Raw genomic sequence first — 518 nt, forward strand, 5'->3', positions numbered from 1 at the left:
GCGAGCCGGGCCGCAAGGCCGGACAGCGCAAGAACCGGATCCCGGGCATGGTCAACATCTCCGAACGGCCCGCCGAGGCCGCCGACCGTGCGGTGCCCGGACATTGGGAGGGTGATTTGATCATTGGTAAGAACAACGCCACTGCGATCGGCACTCTGGTCGAGCGGACCACCGGGTACGTGCTGCTGCTGCACCTGCCGGATGGATACAAGCCTGAGCAGGTCGCTCCGGTGTTGGCCGCGAAGATCCAAACCCTGCCGCAGCTGCTGCGCCGTTCGCTGACCTGGGACCAGGGCGCGGAGATGCGGGACTGGAAACAGGTGAACATCGCAACCGACATTGAAATCTTCTTCTGCGACCCGCACAAGCCATGGCAGCGCGGCACCAACGGAAACACCAACGGCCTGCTACGCCAGTACTTTCCCAAGGGGACCGACCTGTCCGTGCACAGCCAGGCCGACCTGGACTGGGTCGCCGCCGAACTGAACGACCGGCCCCGCAAAAGACACGGCTACGCC

1 protein-coding gene is annotated in these 518 nt (G+C 64.9%); it reads left to right on the top strand.

All coding sequences use genetic code 11. The annotated features are described in order from the left end of the window. Nucleotides 1–518, top strand: a 518-nt coding sequence (locus ABN028_RS35750) for an IS30 family transposase (RefSeq protein WP_349699675.1), incomplete at both ends; no start/stop codon positions are given.

This window comes from Actinopolymorpha sp. B17G11, assembly GCF_040196095.1.
GTDB lineage: Bacteria > Actinomycetota > Actinomycetes > Propionibacteriales > Actinopolymorphaceae > Thermasporomyces.